The sequence below is a fragment of the Tepidicaulis marinus genome (assembly GCF_000739695.1).
In the GTDB taxonomy this organism is placed as follows: Bacteria; Pseudomonadota; Alphaproteobacteria; order Parvibaculales; family Parvibaculaceae; genus Tepidicaulis; species Tepidicaulis marinus.
Genome location: NZ_BBIO01000006.1, coordinates 184,367 through 198,109 on the forward strand (window position 1 = coordinate 184,367; position 13,743 = coordinate 198,109).

The window sequence follows — 13,743 nt, forward strand, 5'->3', positions numbered from 1 at the left end:
AAGAAGAAAAAGAGCCGCCGCAGAAAGCTGCTCTTCTGGAAAAAAGCTCCGCCGCTTGTCCCCGTTCTGCGCCTCACCGGCCCCATTGGCGCGGTCAGCCCGCTGCGCCAGGGGATGAGCCTTGCAAGCGTCGCCGATACGCTGGAGGCAGCGTTCACGGTGAAAGGCGCGCGCGCCGTTGCCATTCTCCTCAATTCGCCCGGCGGCTCGCCCGTGCAATCGGCGCTCATCTACAAGCGTATCCGCGCGCTCGCCAAGGAGAACCACGTCAAGGTCTATGTCTTTGCCGAAGATGTGGCCGCTTCCGGCGGCTATATGATCGCCTGCGCGGGAGATGAGATTTACGCCGATGAAAGCTCGGTCATCGGCTCGATCGGGGTGATCTCCGCGGGCTTCGGTTTCACCGGCCTCATCGAAAAGCTCGGCATCGAGCGGCGCGTGCATACAGCCGGCGAATCGAAAGCCATGCTCGACCCCTTCCAGCCGGAACGCGCCGAGGAAGTTGCCCGCCTCGAGGCATTGCAGCGCGAGGTGCATGAGCATTTCAAGGCGCTGGTCAAGGAAAGCCGGGGCAAGCGCCTAGCCGAGGAACCGGAGCTTTTCACCGGCGCCTTCTGGGCGGGGGAAAAGGCCAAGGAACTCGGCCTCATTGACGGACTCGGGGACTTGCGCTCGGTGATGCGCCATAAATTCGGCAAAAACGTGCAGTTAAAGAAGGTCGGCGGGACCCGGCCCTGGTGGCGCCGCGCTCAGGGCATCGGGATTGCCAGGAGCGGGGGAGAAGCGGATTTGCCGCAGATTTCCGCGCAAATTTCCGCGAGCTGGGCCGAGGATTTGATGGCCGCGTTGGAGGCCCGTTCCCTTTGGTCCCGTTTTGGCCTTTAATGGGGCGGTCCTTTTAAAGGGATGAAGAGACCCGGAGCGTCCAATGAGCGATTTCGTGATGACCGGCATTGCCATGGCAGCGGCGGTCGCGGCCTATAAAATCTGGGACGGCATCAAAGCCGCGCGCAAAGCCCGCCTCAAGGCGCAGGCCGAGATGCGCCGCCAAAAAAGCAGCGCCGAGCCGCGCGATCTCGGCCGGCTAACCCGCGCCGAAGACGGTACCTATGTGCCTGAAAAGCGGCCCTCGAGCTAAGCGCCGCCACCCCCTCTCACTGCCTTGACCGCCCGCAGCCCCGCCGCTAACGTGCGCGGGCCTGAGGCGCGGGATTCTGCGCTTTTTTGGCTTTTGGGCGGTTCCGCCCCAGCACGAACGTCAAGAGAGCTTCATGTCAGGTCAAGCCGGCCGCCCGCCCGCGAAGGATGTGTCCTTCCAAAACCTCATTCTCACCCTGCAGCGCTATTGGGCCGATTACGGCTGCGTGGTGCTGCAGCCTTATGACGTGGAAATGGGGGCGGGCACGTTCCACCCGGCAACCACGCTGCGCGCGCTCGGGCCGAAGCACTGGAAGGCGGCCTATGTGCAGCCCTCCCGCCGCCCGACCGACGGGCGCTACGGGGAAAACCCGAACCGCTTTCAGCACTATTATCAGTTTCAGGTGATCTTGAAGCCGTCGCCCGAAAACATTCAGGAGCTTTACCTGAACTCGCTTTACGAGCTCGGCATCGACCCCAAGAACCACGACATCCGCTTCGTGGAGGATGACTGGGAAAGCCCGACTCTCGGCGCCTGGGGGCTTGGCTGGGAAGTGTGGTGCGACGGGATGGAGGTTTCTCAGTTCACGTATTTCCAGCAGGTCGGCGGTTTCGACTGCAACCCGGTGGCGGGCGAGCTTACCTATGGGCTTGAGCGCCTCGCCATGTATATCCAGGGCGTCGATAATGGCTATGAGCTGAATTTCAACGGCAAGGACGGGGACGAGCGCGTGACCTATGGCGACGTCTTCAAACAGGCCGAGTTCGAATATTCCCATCACAATTTCAATGCGGCGAACACAGACATGCTCTTCCGCCATTTCAATGACGCGGAAGGCGAATGCATGGCGCTCCTGGAAAACGATCCGCCTTTGCCGCTGCCCGCTTACGACCAATGCATCAAGGCAAGCCATGCTTTCAACCTGCTCGATGCGCGCGGCGTCATCTCCGTGACCGAGCGCCAGGCCTATATCGGCCGGGTGCGCACGCTCGCAAAAGCCTGCTGCACGGCCTATCTCGCGACGCCCCAAGGCGGCGGCATCAAAGTGGAAGAGGAGGCCTGAACCATGCCCGATCTTCTGCTGGAACTTTTCTCCGAGGAAATCCCCGCCCGCATGCAGGAAAAGGCATCGGGCGATCTGAAAAAACTCGTGACCGATGCGCTTGCCGAAAACGATGTCTTCGGCGAAGCCGCCGTTGCTTTTGCGACGCCGCGCCGGCTGACGCTTTCCATCACCGGCCTTCCTGCCGAGCAGCCGGACCGGCGCGAGGAGCGCAAGGGCCCGCGTGTCGGCGCGCCGGAAAAGGCGCTGGAAGGGTTTTTGAATTCCGTCGGCCTCAGCCTTGATGAGTGCGAAACGCGCTCCGATAAAAAGGGCGAGTATTACGTTGCCGTGATCGAGAAGAGGGGCCAGCCGCTGCCCGGTCTCATCGGCGACATCGTGCCGCAGATCATCCGCACCTTCCCCTGGCCGAAGAGCATGCGCTGGGGCGAGGGGAGCCTGCGCTGGGTGCGCCCGCTGCACTCGATCCTCTGCACCTTCGACGGCGAAGTGGTGCCGTTCGAGGTGGATGGCATCAAGGCGGGCGATACGACCTATGGCCACCGTTTCATGGGCCCCGCGCCCATCAAGGTGAAGCGCTTTGAGGATTACGAGAAAAAGCTACATGACGCCAAAGTCATGCTCGATCCCGCGCTGCGCGCCCGCACGATCTGGGAAGACGCAAAAAATCTCGCTCATGCCCAGAACCTCGAGCTTGTGGAAGACGAGGCGCTGCTGCGCGAGGTGGCAGGGCTCGTCGAATGGCCGGTCGTGCTGATGGGCAAGATCGACGAGCGCTTCATGGATGTGCCGGGCGAGGTGCTTTCCCTTTCCATGCGCGAGAACCAGAAATATTTCACGCTGAAAAGCGCGGACGGCAAAATGGCGCCGCGCTTCATCCTCGCCTCCAACCTCATCGCCGAAGATGGCGGCGCTGCCATCGTCAACGGCAATGAGCGCGTGCTGCGCGCCCGCTTCGCCGATGCCGAATTCCTCTGGCAGGAAGACAAGAAGAAGAGCCTCGAAAAAGATTTCCTGCCGAAGCTGAAAGACGTGGTCTTCCACGCCAAGCTCGGCACGGTGGGCGAAAAGGCGGTGCGGGTCTCGAAACTCGCAGGTGAGCTTTCCGCTTTCATCCCAGGCTGCGACAAGGCCAAGGCCGAAAAGGCGGGCCTGCTCGCGAAAGCCGATCTCGTGTCCGGCATGGTTTATGAGTTCCCGGAGCTGCAGGGTCAGATGGGCCGCTATTACGCGCTTGCCCAGGGCCTCGACGCCGGCATCGCCGATGCCATTGCCGAACATTACCGCCCCGCAGGCCCGGCGGATGATTTGCCCGAAGGCCCGGTCGCTCAGGCTGTCGCGCTGGCCGATAAGCTCGATACGCTTGTCGGGTTTTGGGGAATTGACGAAAAGCCGACCGGCTCCAAAGACCCATATGCGTTGCGTAGAGCGGCGTTAGGCATTGTGCGTGTGCTCTTAGAACGGCATTTGCGAATGCCGTTAAGAGAAACAGCATTCGCAAATGCAATGACGATTTTCACTCATTCTGGTTTCGACTGGCGAGGGAAGGGGCCCGCAGCTGCAAAAGATCTCCTCTCTTTCTTCGCAGACCGCCTCAAAGTCCACCTGCGCGAGCAAGGTGCACGGCACGACCTCGTCGATGCCGTCTTCGCGCTGGAAGGCCAGGACGATCTCGTTCTCATCGTGAAGCGCGTCGAGGCTCTGGGCGAATTCCTGAAAACCGATGACGGGGCGAACCTGCTCGCCGGGTTCAAGCGCGCGGTGAACATTCTCAAGGCCGAGGAGAAGAAGGACGGGCGCAGTTTCGACGGCGCGGTGGATGCCGGGCTTTTGAAAGCGCCGGAGGAACAGGCGCTGCATGCGGCCCTTGAAAGCGCCCGCAGCGAGGCGGCAAGGGCCACAGAGGCGGAAGATTTTGCAAATGCCATGTCCGCTCTTGCGAAATTGCGTGCCCCGGTCGATGCCTTCTTCGATAAGGTGACGGTGAACGCGCCGGAGGCGGAGATTCGTGAGAATCGGCTTAATCTTCTCAGCGGTATCCGCGCGGCGACGGGCGCCGTGGCGGATTTCTCGCGGATCGAAGGGTAGGGCACCTGCCACATATAACGGGTGTCACCCCGGCTTTATGCCGGGGTCCATTCCGCCTCTCACCGCGATGCGAAGTTTCATGGCCCCCGGGACGGGACCCGGGGTGACGGTCTTCGGTTCGGGGAAGCGGTGCGCGCACCCGGCAGGGCGGAGCGCCGCCAGGTCAAAGCGTCAAACGTAGAAGCGTCAAAGACGGACAGCGAAAATGGCAGACACGCATAAATGGGTTTACGCGTTCGGCGACGGCACTGCCGAGGGGCATGCGGGCCTGCGCGATCTTCTGGGCGGCAAGGGGGCGAACCTTGCCGAGATGAGCAATCTGGGTCTGCCCGTTCCCCCCGGCTTCACCATCACGACGGAAGTCTGCACCGCCTTTTACGACAATAACCGCCAATATCCCGAAGGTCTTGAAGCCCAAGCCGAGGCGGCGCTTACCCATGTGGGCGAGATCGTCGGCGCGCGTTTCGGCGATCCGGCGAACCCGCTTCTTGTCTCTGTGCGCTCCGGCGGGCGCGCCTCCATGCCCGGCATGATGGACACGGTGCTCAATCTCGGCCTCAACGACGAGACGGTGAAGGGCCTCGCGGAAAAAGCGGGCGATGAGCGCTTTGCCTATGACAGCTACCGCCGCTTCATTCAGATGTATTCGGATGTGGTGATGGGGCTCGACCATCATTCCTTCGAAGAGATCCTCGATATCTTCAAGGAAGAAAACGAATATTATCTCGACACGGACCTTTCCGCCGAAGACTGGAAAGAAGTTATCACCCGCTACAAGCGCCTGGTGGAAGAAGAACTTGAAGAGCCTTTCCCCCAGGGTGTGACGGCGCAGCTTTGGGGCGCCATTGGCGCGGTTTTCGGCTCCTGGCAGAATGTGCGCGCGAAAACCTACCGCCGCCTCCACAATATTCCCGATAGCTGGGGCACCGCGGTCAATGTGCAGGCCATGGTCTTCGGCAATATGGGCACGCAAAGCGCGACCGGCGTTGCCTTCACGCGCAATCCTTCCACGGGCGAAAAGCTGATCTACGGCGAGTTTCTCATCAATGCGCAGGGCGAGGATGTGGTGGCGGGCATCCGCACGCCCCAAAGCCTGACGAAAGCGGCGCGCGAGGCGGGCAAGGAAACCAAGCCCTCCATGGAAGAGGCGATGCCGGAAGCCTATACCGAGCTGAGAGCCATTTTCGAGCGCCTTGAAGCCCATTACCGGGACATGCAGGACATCGAGTTTACCGTGCAGGCCGGTAAGCTCTGGATGCTGCAGACGCGGAACGGCAAGCGCACGGCCAAGGCGGCGATCAAAATCGCCGTCGATATGGTCAAGGAAGGGCTGATCAGCAAGGAAGAAGCGATCGGCCGCGTCGATGCCTCCTCGCTCGACCAGCTTTTGCACCCGACGCTCGACCCCGACGCCCCGCGCAACATCGTGGCAACGGGCCTGCCTGCCTCGCCGGGCGCGGCAAGCGGCAAGATCGTCTTTTCCTCCGATGAAGCCGCCGACATGAAGTCGCACGGCGAGGACGTCATTCTCGTGCGTATCGAGACGAGCCCGGAAGACATTCACGGCATGCATTCGGCCGCCGGCATTCTGACGACGCGGGGCGGCATGACGAGCCATGCCGCCGTGGTGGCGCGCGGCATGGGCAAGCCCTGTGTTTCCGGCGCCGGTTCCCTGCGCATCGATTATGCCCGTCAGACCATGTCCGTGATGGGCGATACGTTCCATAAGGGCGATCTCATCACCATCGACGGCTCGGCCGGGCAGATCATCAAGGGCGCGGTGCCGACGCGCCAGCCGGAGCTTTCCGGCGATTTCGCGCAGCTCATGGAATGGGCGGACAAGATCCGCAAGCTCAAGGTGCGCACCAATGCCGAAACCCCTCATGATGCCAAGACCGCGCGCAAGTTCGGCGCGGAAGGCATCGGTCTTTGCCGCACCGAACATATGTTCTTCGAGGATGAGCGCATCCTGGCCGTGCGGGAGATGATCGTGGCGGACGATTCCGCGGGCCGGAAAAAGGCGCTGGATAAAATCCTGCCCATGCAACGGGACGATTTCCGCCAGCTTTTCGAGATCATGAAGGGCCTGCCCGTCACGATCCGCCTGCTCGATCCGCCACTGCATGAGTTCCTCCCTCACACGGAAGAAGAGGTGGAGGAAGTCGCCGCCCAGGCCGGGCTCGACCCGGAAAAGCTGAAGCGGCGCTTGGGGCAGCTTTCCGAGTTCAACCCCATGCTCGGCCACCGGGGCTGCCGGCTCGGCGTTTCTCACCCTGAAATTTACGAGATGCAGGCCCGCGCCATTTTCGAAGCCGCGCTCCTGGCCGGTGAGCAGACGGGCGCCCCCGTCGTGCCGGAAGTCATGGTGCCGCTGGTCGCCACGAAAAACGAGCTCGATTTCCTCAAGCCCCGCATCGATGCGGTGGCCGAAGCGGTCATGAAGGAAAAGGGCGCCCGGTTCGATTATTCGGTCGGCACCATGATCGAGCTGCCCCGCGCCGCGCTCCAGGCCGGCAAGATCGCTGAAACCGCCGAGTTCTTCTCCTTCGGCACGAACGATCTCACCCAGACCGCCTTCGGCATCAGCCGGGACGATGCCGCCTCCTTCCTCAACGAGTATCTCACCAACGGTATTCTGGAGCAGGACCCCTTCGTCTCGCTGGACCGGGAGGGGGTGGGCGAGCTCATTGCCATCGCCGCCGAGCGCGGGCGGGCCACCCGGCCCGGCATGAAGATGGGCATTTGCGGTGAACATGGGGGCGATCCCGCCTCCATCCGCTTTTGCGCCGATCACGGGCTCGACTATGTTTCTTGCTCGCCTTACCGGGTGCCGATTGCCCGGCTGGCAGCGGCCCAGGCCGCCGTCGCGCAGGTCGAGCGGGACGCCTGAGGCCCTTTCGGTCAGTCTTATTGTCTGTTTACGGACAATATAACTCAGGCCTTTTGGGTTAGAATCCGGTTTCGCAAAACCTTAAAATTTATGTGGTCATAGGGTCGCATTTTAGCGGATGCGTTAACCTATTGAGTCGCCCCGGCTTTGCCCAAAATCAGCCCAAAATCGAACATAATCCTTTGAAATCAATAGGTTATAGTGCGTCACATAGGCACATCTTTTGTGTGTTGCCGCCCCAGATTCTTTATGTTACTCGCCCTCATCGACAGTTAGGGGGTCCCCGCCGGGCATCGGCCTTGCAGGGGAAAAGGAAAACCCCGGACGGACGTCTCAGAATGAGATCGCCGCCGGTATGACGCAACAAGCGTAACAACGCAGAAGCGCCTATAGACGGAAAGCGGTGAGACGATGCTGAGATTGCTCGACTTCGTGGATTTCAAAAGCTGGGCAGGTAATTTTGTCCACACGGGCCTTGGATTGGCCGGTGTGACGGCGCTCGCCCTTTCCTTCCATGCCGAAGCGCTGACGGGCGGGCCTGCGGATGCAGCGACCGCGCCTGAAAAAGGGCCGGTTCTGGCTCTTTCCGCCGAAGATAGGCCGCTGGCTTCCGCCGGCGCGGCCGTGGGCAGCCCCTTGACGCTGGCCAGCTTGTCCTCGGCCCTCAAAGCCGGGCCCGTGACGGATACGAGCATCCGCCGTGCCGCGCTCGATTTTGCCAAGGAGCGCAAGTGCCTCGCCACCGGCCTTTATTATGAAGCCCGCGGCGAGAGCTATGCCGGGCGTCTGGCCGTGGCCGAAGTGGTGCTGAACCGCGTCGCCTCCACCCGTTATCCCAATTCCATCTGCGAAGTGGTTTATCAGGGCTCCGAGCGGCTGACTGGTTGCCAGTTCTCCTTCACCTGCGATGGCATGTCCAAGGACCCGAGCGACAAGCTCGCCTGGCGCAAGGCCCAGCGCACCGCCCAGCATGTGCTGATGGGCATGATCCGCGAGCCGGTGATCGGCGAGGGCGTGACCCATTACCATGCCGATTACGTCAATCCGGTCTGGGCAGGGCAGCTTTATAAGGTCACGAAGATCGGCCGCCACATCTTCTACCGGAACACCACCTCCGAGGCCCGCTCCTAAGGCAGCGGCCTCGCGGAAAGAATTCCTGATCTGAAAATCGAAAAGCCGGGCATTGATACATCTCAATGCGCCGGCTTTTGTCTTTCGGCAGTTTCTTGCAGGATGACGGGCTGCATGCTTGGGATGCCTTCGGGCATTCCGGTCTCATTGGCCGACCACCCCGAGACAGGGCGGCGGTTCGTCATCCACCAATCCCTTTAGATTTGCTTCAGCAACGCCGCGATCGGTCCGGTCTTGGCAAGCTCATCGCGCGTGCCTTCCGGATCGAGCGCGGAGGCCTTGTCCAGATCGCCGATCTCTTTGGGCACGAACCAGTGCAGCCGCTCCGGCTCGTCGTGATAGGAGGCCCAAACGGCTTTTGCGACCTCGATGGGCGGAATGGCGCGGAACATGCCTTCCTTGGGCGCGGCGGCAGCCGTCCCTTCCGGCAGAATGGGCGTGTCGATGAGGCCGGGCAGCGTGTCTGCCGCCCGCACCCCGTAAAGGCGCAGCTCGATGGAAAGCGCCTCAGTCAGTCCTTTCACCGCGTGTTTCGTTGCCGAATAAACGGCAATGCCGGGCATTCCGTAGGTCGCGGAGGAAGAAGAGGTGGTGAAGCAAAGCGAGTTGGGCGTTGCTTTCAAAAGCGGCAGGGCGCCATGGATGCCGTTCAGCACGCCGATGAAATTCACATTCACCACGGCCATGATGTCTTCATAAGACATTTGATCGAAAAGCCCGCCGCGCCCGATCCCGGCATTGTTGAACATCAGATCGAGCGTGCCGCCCGTCGCTTTTCCGAATTCGGCAAGGGCGGCGTCGAAATCCGCCTTATCCGTCACATCGAGCTTGCGCGTGAGGCAATTTGCAGAGCCCAGCTCTTTTTGCAGCGAGGCAAGACCTTCTTCGTTCACGTCATAGGCGCCGATGAACCAGCCGCCTTCGGCAAAAAGCTTCGCGGTCTCCCGGCCCATGCCGCTTGCCGCCCCGGTAATGAAAATGGACTTGCGCCCTTTTGCGTCACTCATGACATCTCCCCTTTATATTTTTATGGGGAGCATCTTAAAGGCCCCCCGCGCCCTGTCGAGGGGCGGGGCGGCAAGGGCGCGTTGACGCAAGGGAACAAGAGGCGGGGGAAGCCTAAAGCGCCGTCTCGTAATCGAGGCCGATATCGAGGCAGGGCGCGGAATGGGTGATCCAGCCTGCCGAAATGATATCGACGCCGCTTTCGGCAATGGCGCGCACGCTTTCAAGCGTTACCCGGCCCGAGGCTTCAAGCACCGCGCGCCCGCCGGTCAGCGCCACAGCCTCTTTCAGTTCGGCCGGGCCCATATTGTCGAGCATGATGACTTCCGCGCCCGCTTCCAGCGCTTCTGAAAGCTGATCGAGCGTGTCCACCTCGATCTCGATCTTCACCATATGGCCGATATGGGCGCGCGCGCTTTTGATGGCAGCGGTAATGCCGCCGGCTGCGGCAATGTGGTTGTCCTTGATCAGCACCCCGTCATCGAGGCCGAAACGGTGATTGGCCCCGCCGCCGCAGCGCACCGCATATTTTTCGAAGGCGCGCAGATTGGGCGTCGTCTTGCGCGTGCAGCAAATGCGCGCGCCCGTGCCTTCCACCGCCTGCACCATGGCGCGCGTCGTCGTGGCAATGCCTGAAAGGTGGCCGAGGAAATTCAGCGCCACGCGCTCTCCCGTCAGGATCGAGCGGGCCTTGCCCTCGATCGCCATGATCGTATCGCCGGGCTCGACGTCCGAGCCGTCCGGCTTTTGCACCGCGCAGCGCAGCCCCGCATCGACAAGGCGGAAGGCGGTGCGCGCCGCATCGAGACCTGCAATCGTGCCGGCCTGGCGCGCGCGCATAACGACCATGGCCTCCGCATTCGCGGGCACCGTCGCCTCCGTCGTGATGTCGCCGGCCCGGCCGAGATCTTCCAGAAGCGCGGCTTTCACCGCTCCTTCGATAAGGAGCTGCGGCAAGGGGTCGATGGGGCGGGCACTCATGCCTTGGTTCCTTCTTGTGCGGGCATAGGATCGTGAGACGGGGTGAGATAAAGCAGACTGCGATGCGCCCAGCCGGGCCGCGTCTCGGGAAAATCGCTGCGGTAATGGCCGCCCCGGCTTTCCTCGCGGGCAAGCGCGGCGCGCGTCATGAGATGGGCGGCAATCGCCGGGTTCTCAAAGGCGCTGAGCGTGCGGGCGGGCCCCGCAGCTTCCGCGCGTAAAGCCTCGATCAGCTCCAGCGCTTGGCTAAGGCCGCCCGCCTCGCGCACCACGCCAACCTTGGCGCTCATGCGTCGGCGCAGACGCTGAAGGAGCGGCAGATGCGCGCTTTCGGGCGCTGCCATTTCCGCTTCTTGCGCGCTAAGGGCGGGGGAGGGAAGCTGCGCATTCATAATGTCTTCGGCAACGCGCGCGCCGAAGACCACTGCTTCCAAAAGCGAGTTGGAGGCAAGCCGGTTCGCCCCATGCGCGCCGGTGGAGGCCACTTCCCCGCAGGCCCAAAGCCCGGCAAGGGAGCTGCGCCCCTCTGCATCCGTGCGCACGCCGCCCATGTGATAATGCGCCGCCGGGGCAACGGGAATGGGCTCAAGCACCGGGTCGATGCCGAGCGCGCGGCAATGGGCATAGACGGTGGGAAAGGCGGCGGGGAATTTATCGCCCACGGCTGCCCGCGCATCGAGGAAAACTTTTTCCCCGCGCGTGATGCGCGCGCCGATCGCGCGGGCCACCTGATCGCGCGGGGCAAGCTCGTCCGTAAAGCGCTGCCCCGCCGCATCGGTCAGCACCGCGCCTGCGCCGCGCAAGGCTTCGGTCACGAGCGGGGCGGGGTCTTTATCCGCGGCAATGGCGGTCGGGTGAAACTGCACGAATTCAGGATCGGCGATTTCCGCGCCTGCGCGGGCCGCCATGGCAAGGCCCTGGCCGCGCGCTTCCGCCGGGTTGGTGGTCACGGCATAAAGCGCGCCGGTGCCCCCGGTGGCAAGCACCGTGGCCCGCGCGAGGAAAGAGACGCGCTTGCCGCTCACCAGCGCATGAACGCCTGAGATCCGCCCGCCCGCAGAGATGAGTTCATAGGCTTCGGCATGTTCGATGATGCGGATGGAAGGGGCGGCGCGCACGGCGGCGATCAGCGCTTCCATGATCGCTTTGCCCGCCTTGTCGCCTTCCACATGGACGATGCGCGCCTGGCTATGCGCGGCTTCCAGGCCCACGGCGAGCTTGCCTTCAAGGTCCCGGTCGAAGGGCACGCCGAGCTGCAGAAGATCGGCAATGCGCGCCGGGGCCTCGCGGGCCAGAAGCTGGGCAATGGCGGGATCGACGAGCCCGGCGCCCGCCGCCACCGTGTCGGCGGCATGGGCCTCGGCCGTGTCGCCTTCATGAATGGCTGCGGCAATCCCCCCTTGCGCCCAGGCGGAAGAGGCGCCATTGCCGATGGGCGCAGCCGCCAGCACCGTCACGCGCAAGGGCGCGAGCTTCAGCGCCGTGAAAAGCCCGGCAAGCCCGCCGCCCGCGATCAGCACATCGCCGGCATCGGAAATTTCAGGAAGTGCGGCCACGCGCGTGCCCCGCTTTTTCGCCTCTTTAAGAGCCTCCGCTTGAGAGGCCCTTAAAGTGCGCCCGCTCAGACGGGCAGATTGATCATCCGCTCGACGGCGGCCCGCGCCCGCGCGGCCAAAGCCGGATCGACCGTCACTTCCTCATGCATGTAAACCAGCGCATCGAGAATGTTCGGCAGCGTGATCCGCTTCATATGCGGGCAGAGATTGCAGGGGCGCACGAATTCCACCTCCGGCGTCTCCGCGGCCACATTGTCGCTCATCGAGCATTCGGTCACCATCACCACTTTCTTCGGCTTGTTGACCTTCACCCAATTGATCATGGCGGAGGTGGAGCCGGAGAAATCGGCTTCCTTCACCACATCCGGCGGGCATTCCGGGTGCGCGATGATGACGATGGACGGATCGTCCTCGCGGTAGGCGCGCAGCTCTTCCGGCGTGAAGCGCTCATGCACTTCGCAGGAGCCTGCATAGGTATGGATCTTCACATTGGTCTGGGCGGCCACGTTCATGGCGAGATACTGGTCCGGGATCATGATGACCTCCGGCACGCCGAGGCTTTCGACCACCTGCACCGCGTTGGAGGAGGTGCAGCAAATGTCGCTTTCCGCTTTCACCTCCGCCGTCGTGTTGACGTAAGTGACGACTGGCACGCCCGGATATTTCGCTTTCAGCGCGCGCACATCCGCGCCCGTAATCCCTTCGGCAAGCGAGCAGCCCGCCCGGCTGTCGGGAATGAGCACGGTCTTTTCCGGGCTCAGGATTTTCGAGGTCTCGGCCATGAAATGCACGCCGCACTGGACGATGACGTCCGCTTCCGCGCGCGCGGCTTCTTTGGCGAGATGCAGCGAGTCGCCCATAATGTCGCCGACGCAGTGGAAGATTTCCGGCGTCATGTAGTTATGGGCGAGCAGAACGGCGTTCCGCTCTTTTTTCAGCTCGTTGATCGCCTTCACATAAGGCGCATAGACCGGCCATTCGACGGCGGGGATGACGTGCTTCACCCGCTCGTAATAAGGCGCCATTTCTCTTGCCACTTCCGGCGTATATTCCAGATCGGGCATGGGGAGCGGCTTGAAACGGGGATTGCGGGGCGGCGTCGCCTCTTTTCCTTCCGGCGCTTTTTTGGCCGGCGCTTCTTGGGTCGGCGCATTTTGGGGCGCTCCCGCTGCCGGGGTTTCGCCGGACCGTTTATCCAGAACCAGGGCCATCGCTGCCTCCTTATACTCACTTTGAGTATAAATAATCGCTCAAAAAATACCGGTCGGGGCCGGCCGAGGGGCTTATGCTACGTTTGAGCATTAGCCGCGTCAAGCGAGATATGATGTTTCTGTGAAGGAGGTCAAGGGGCAATGAACCTTATCAAGGTCCATGGGAGAATTTGTGGCCGTTTAGGTTAAGCCTTGGCCATTTTGAGGTCTAGCGCGTGCTTCATGTCTAGTGATTTCAGCGCAATCTGCTTGATTCTTTCGTCTGAGAACTTGAGTTCTTTTAACAGGTGCAACTGGAGCAACGTCTCCATCTTCCGGCAAAGTACCCAAATTTGCATTCCCTTGGCAGCTTCATCTGCCAAGCCTTCATCGTAATGAGTTAAATAGTTTCTTGTGTTCACAATTTTCCAGCACAGTTTTCTTCGGGCGCTCTTATCTCCAAAGATGTCGCCGAAGTAATTTAATAAGAATCTGATTCGTTGACTGAGTGATATTTCGTTTCCATAGGTTAACCTGCTTAGGACCCAAGCTTTGTGCTGAGAGGGGATTGCTTCCTCAACTTTTGCCAAGGCAAGCTCGTAATCCTCATTACTCATCAGCGTGTCATTGTTTGTCCGGCGGTGATATGTCTCAAGGGCTTGAGTTAAAGCTAGGAAGCGACTTTCTAGATAGCTGTGGGA

The 13,743-nt window shown here is 61.8% G+C and carries 11 protein-coding genes; 6 read left to right on the forward strand and 5 right to left on the reverse strand.

The window, feature by feature from the left end:
• The first annotated feature begins 27 nt into the window (after nt 1-27).
• From M2A_RS07815 to M2A_RS17270, 6 genes are all read left to right on the forward strand, one after another.
• Nucleotides 28-885 carry a S49 family peptidase gene (locus tag M2A_RS07815; RefSeq protein ID WP_045445488.1) on the forward strand — a complete coding sequence of 286 codons (858 nt, stop codon included), beginning with the start codon at nt 28-30 and terminating at the stop codon, nt 883-885.
• Nucleotides 886-928: 43 nt separating this feature from the next.
• Complete coding sequence (locus M2A_RS07820; RefSeq protein WP_045445359.1) at nt 929-1,138, forward strand: hypothetical protein; 210 nt, start codon at nt 929-931, stop codon at nt 1,136-1,138.
• Between the two features lie 133 nt (nt 1,139-1,271).
• Entirely contained in the window at nt 1,272-2,201 is a 930-nt protein-coding gene (locus M2A_RS07825) for a glycine--tRNA ligase subunit alpha (protein ID WP_045445362.1), read from the forward strand.
• A 3-nt stretch (nt 2,202-2,204) separates the two neighbouring features.
• Nucleotides 2,205-4,289, forward strand: coding sequence for a glycine--tRNA ligase subunit beta (glyS, locus tag M2A_RS07830; protein WP_045445365.1), 2,085 nt, complete (start codon nt 2,205-2,207; stop codon nt 4,287-4,289).
• A 205-nt stretch (nt 4,290-4,494) separates the two neighbouring features.
• Nucleotides 4,495-7,179, forward strand: a complete 2,685-nt coding sequence (gene ppdK / locus M2A_RS07835) for a pyruvate, phosphate dikinase (protein WP_045445368.1) — start codon at nt 4,495-4,497, stop codon at nt 7,177-7,179.
• Between the two features lie 411 nt (nt 7,180-7,590).
• Nucleotides 7,591-8,310: a cell wall hydrolase gene (locus M2A_RS17270; RefSeq protein WP_052379299.1), complete on the forward strand. Its 720-nt coding sequence runs from the start codon at nt 7,591-7,593 to the stop codon at nt 8,308-8,310.
• A gap of 197 nt (nt 8,311-8,507) precedes the next feature.
• Here the strand turns inward: M2A_RS17270 and M2A_RS07845 are convergent, their stop codons facing one another.
• From M2A_RS07845 to M2A_RS07865, 5 genes are all read right to left on the reverse strand, one after another.
• On the reverse strand, nt 8,508-9,317 hold the full coding sequence (locus M2A_RS07845; protein WP_045445371.1) for an SDR family oxidoreductase: 810 nt from the start codon (nt 9,315-9,317) through the stop codon (nt 8,508-8,510).
• A gap of 112 nt (nt 9,318-9,429) precedes the next feature.
• Complete coding sequence (nadC, locus tag M2A_RS07850; RefSeq protein WP_197052876.1) at nt 9,430-10,296, reverse strand: carboxylating nicotinate-nucleotide diphosphorylase; 867 nt, start codon at nt 10,294-10,296, stop codon at nt 9,430-9,432.
• Nucleotides 10,293-11,852: an L-aspartate oxidase gene (locus tag M2A_RS07855; protein ID WP_045445374.1), complete on the reverse strand. Its 1,560-nt coding sequence runs from the start codon at nt 11,850-11,852 to the stop codon at nt 10,293-10,295. The genes nadC and M2A_RS07855 overlap by 4 nt, the downstream gene beginning before the upstream one ends.
• A 65-nt stretch (nt 11,853-11,917) precedes the next feature.
• Nucleotides 11,918-13,063 (reverse strand): quinolinate synthase NadA, encoded by a 1,146-nt coding sequence (gene nadA, locus M2A_RS07860; RefSeq protein WP_081875470.1) that lies wholly within the window; start codon nt 13,061-13,063, stop codon nt 11,918-11,920.
• 185 nt (nt 13,064-13,248) lie between these two features.
• Nucleotides 13,249-13,743, reverse strand: a 495-nt coding sequence (locus tag M2A_RS07865) for a HEPN domain-containing protein (protein WP_045445501.1), incomplete at its 5' end; no start/stop codon positions are given.

What these genes read in the sequence shown, in the direction of transcription:
- M2A_RS07820 (WP_045445359.1), top strand. Translation starts at nt 929, where the DNA reads ATGAGCGATTTCGTGATGACCGGCATTGCCATGGCAGCGGCGGTCGCG.
- M2A_RS07825 (WP_045445362.1), top strand. Translation starts at nt 1,272, where the DNA reads ATGTCAGGTCAAGCCGGCCGCCCGCCCGCGAAGGATGTGTCCTTCCAA.
- glyS (WP_045445365.1), top strand. Translation starts at nt 2,205, where the DNA reads ATGCCCGATCTTCTGCTGGAACTTTTCTCCGAGGAAATCCCCGCCCGC.
- ppdK (WP_045445368.1), top strand. Translation starts at nt 4,495, where the DNA reads ATGGCAGACACGCATAAATGGGTTTACGCGTTCGGCGACGGCACTGCC.
- M2A_RS17270 (WP_052379299.1), top strand. Translation starts at nt 7,591, where the DNA reads ATGCTGAGATTGCTCGACTTCGTGGATTTCAAAAGCTGGGCAGGTAAT.
- M2A_RS07845 (WP_045445371.1), bottom strand. Translation starts at nt 9,317, where the DNA reads ATGAGTGACGCAAAAGGGCGCAAGTCCATTTTCATTACCGGGGCGGCA.
- nadC (WP_197052876.1), bottom strand. Translation starts at nt 10,296, where the DNA reads ATGAGTGCCCGCCCCATCGACCCCTTGCCGCAGCTCCTTATCGAAGGA.
- nadA (WP_081875470.1), bottom strand. Translation starts at nt 13,063, where the DNA reads ATGGCCCTGGTTCTGGATAAACGGTCCGGCGAAACCCCGGCAGCGGGA.